Here is a 2,715-nt window from a genome sequence, read left to right on the forward strand (position 1 = left end):
TTTTGGGCGTTACATTAAAATACTGATAAAGCTGATCATTTGTTGACCATTCCCAAGTATCAATATCCACCGGCCAACCATAATAATTCGATACCGTATCTAAATGCTGTCCTGTAAGCCGCGAAGTCAAATAACCAGTACTTGTAGTTAAAAATAAGCGACATCGGCAACTTCTTTTTTATAAGGAGCGTGAGTTCGGCTGTCCAGCCAGCTAATCACCGGCTGGGCCAAATTACCATCTTTTCTTAAACCGACACGATTGAAACGAATGCTGCCCAAACCAATGGCAATAATATCCTCAGCTTTTCCCGGAAATTTTTTCATCAAATCCTGACAAGTTTTTTGCAATGAATCCTATAAATCATCATCTGGATGTTCCACCACTTTGTTAGGTCCCAAATGAAACGGGCGCAGTGATTGCGAATGAGAACAGAGAATTTTCCCTTGTAAATCAAAGATGGTAATTTTATTACTTTGTGTACCCTGATCAATTGCTAAAATGTATTGACTCATGGAGCTTATCCTCCTAAATGTTCTACTTCATTTTAAAAATCATGACCCTACGCAGCTTGAATTAAGATTGAACTAATTGCTGATTTTGATAATCCTTATTATATTGATCTGCTGCACGCTTGGCAGCTAATAAGGCTTCAGGACTAGTATCAAAACGGAATTGTTCCAAATAGAATTCTGGCTTTGCTGCAAAACGAGTTACTTTCAATAAATCCTCATCGGTCGCTTTTTCCCAACCGACATCCGCCAAAGTGCTCGGCAAGCCCACGCTTAAGAAAAAGTGCAGATACTTATTAATCGTAGTTGTTGCGGCGTTTTGTAAGAACATCTTGGCTAACAGTGCAAAGGCTACTTTTTCACCATGCATGAGATGTTTGGTGGATTTTAAGACAGGAAAAGAATTCTGCAGAGTATGGGCAACACCAGTACCGGCATTCTCAAAAACCAAACCACTCACCAAAATATTAGCCTCAATAACACTATCTAAAGCCGCGGTCACTACCTGTTGTTTATTCGCTACTAAAGCTTGGGCGCCATATTTAAAATAGTCTCTGTCGAAGCTTCGGCAATTTTGATTGACGTTATGGTATCTAGCCCAATTACATTATTTGAAACCTTTAATATTATAAACCGCCTGGGCCTCATAATAAGTTGCTAATGCATCGCCAAAGCCCGAAATTAAAAATTTAGTAGGTACATGGACAGTAATATTTGAATCTACCAGCACCAAATCGGGACTTTTAGTATGCATTTTATAACTATTAAAAGTTCCATCCTCGTTATAAATCACTGATAACCTTGAGGTTGGCGCGTCAGTAGAAGCTAATGTCGGAATAATTATGGTATTAATCTTGAGCTTTTCGCCAATTTCTTTTGCAGTATCTAAAGTTTTACCACCGCTAATTCCCGCCACAAAATCAATGTCTCCATCAATTTCATCTATCGCTTTTTGAACGGCTTGCGGTGAAGCTTCTCCGCCAAAATTGAGCTTGCTAACTTGAAAATCATTATCCCTTAAATAGGCAATAAACCGATTCCCAACCAGCTGATAAACATTGTCATCACCAACAATAGCCAACTTTTTCCCCAGCGTTTTAAATAAGTCACCGAATTAAATAAAATATCCTTAGCTTGAATATAATTAGCAGGACTGATAAATATTTTCGGTAATGAGATTTTCATTTTTTTCTACCTCCATTCACTGTATCCAAGAGTGCTAAAGCTTAATTTAGGAAGAATCGTTAACAATTATTGTGCTAGGTTATTTACTCTTAGTGGAAATTTACATGTTTTCCCACTAATTGCCTAATTTCATTTTTAGAACGCTTACATATGTAATAAAATTAAAGTACTTGCAATTATTTGTACAAACGTTGGAAAAGTCCTCTCTCTGAGAGCCTGACTTAATAAAAAAGCAGCAACCATCTTGTTAGAGTGGTTACTGCTTTAAAATCAATTTTTTAGCGGTTATCATGACCGTGAAAATTATGCGGGGTGCTACCGCTTTTCCAGTACTGTTTTTGATAATATTGCCGTAAATCCTGCATCGCTAGTTTATAATTATGCCTGGCATTACTCACACTCCGATAGTGCACCTGATTAGTTATATTTTGCCGTAATCGCGTTAAGGCTGCAGCCAGGGTCAGATTTTGCTGAATCTGCTCTAACTTTTGGGCTATTTTATGGGGTGCAACTTTGTGATATCGAGTATAACTGTTAAGCCAGCTTACTAATTGACGATCACTGGTGCGTAAATAAGCTTGCTGCTGTGATGTTAATAAGGTACTGTCTGCTAATTTTTGCAGCCGCTTTTGAAAAAGTTTCAAAGGTAATTGACTATCGGTAGGCAAGTTTTGAGTCCAAACCACCAATTGATTCAGTGCTGCTTCTAAATTCAGCGTGGATATCTCCTGAAATAACTTACAAGGCCTGATAATAGCGCACCCAATACTGTTGCTCTAAGATCGTTGCCTGTTGCTGCATGAGCTGCCATTGTTGCTGTACTTGGTGATTTTGCCGAGCGGCTTTCTTTAACTGCTGCTTGATTTGCCGCTTGAGATTTTGCAATTGACGTTGGGCTTGTTTTATAAGTAAACGGGCCTGCTGGCGCTGCTGTGTCTATTGTTTCAGCTTTTGTAAATAGTTGGGCATTAATTTTTTTAATTGTTCTTCTCCCCGCAGCAAATGAAGAAGCTTATCATT

General features: G+C 38.5%; 4 protein-coding genes and 1 pseudogene. All 5 read right to left on the minus strand.

Translation table 11 applies throughout. The features are described from left to right. Positions 1-147 precede the first annotated feature (147 nt). Positions 148-324, minus strand: a complete 177-nt coding sequence (locus Q0K80_RS10310) for a hypothetical protein (RefSeq protein WP_294606046.1) — start codon at positions 322-324, stop codon at positions 148-150. A gap of 30 nt (positions 325-354) precedes the next feature. Beyond that, positions 355-513 (minus strand): hypothetical protein, encoded by a 159-nt coding sequence (locus Q0K80_RS10315; RefSeq protein ID WP_294606048.1) that lies wholly within the window; start codon positions 511-513, stop codon positions 355-357. Between the two features lie 61 nt (positions 514-574). Next, positions 575-1,591: pseudogene (locus Q0K80_RS10320) on the minus strand (glycerol dehydrogenase). Further along, entirely contained in the window at positions 1,528-1,695 is a 168-nt protein-coding gene (locus Q0K80_RS10325) for a hypothetical protein (RefSeq protein ID WP_294606050.1), read from the minus strand. Before Q0K80_RS10325 ends, Q0K80_RS10320 begins: the two are co-directional and overlap by 64 nt. A 278-nt stretch (positions 1,696-1,973) precedes the next feature. Then, positions 1,974-2,384: a hypothetical protein gene (locus tag Q0K80_RS10330; protein ID WP_294606052.1), complete on the minus strand. Its 411-nt coding sequence runs from the start codon at positions 2,382-2,384 to the stop codon at positions 1,974-1,976. Positions 2,385-2,715 lie beyond the last annotated feature (331 nt).

It is taken from the genome of uncultured Lactobacillus sp. (assembly GCF_945290125.1).
In the GTDB taxonomy this organism is placed as follows: Bacteria; Bacillota; Bacilli; order Lactobacillales; family Lactobacillaceae; genus Lactobacillus; species Lactobacillus rizhaonensis.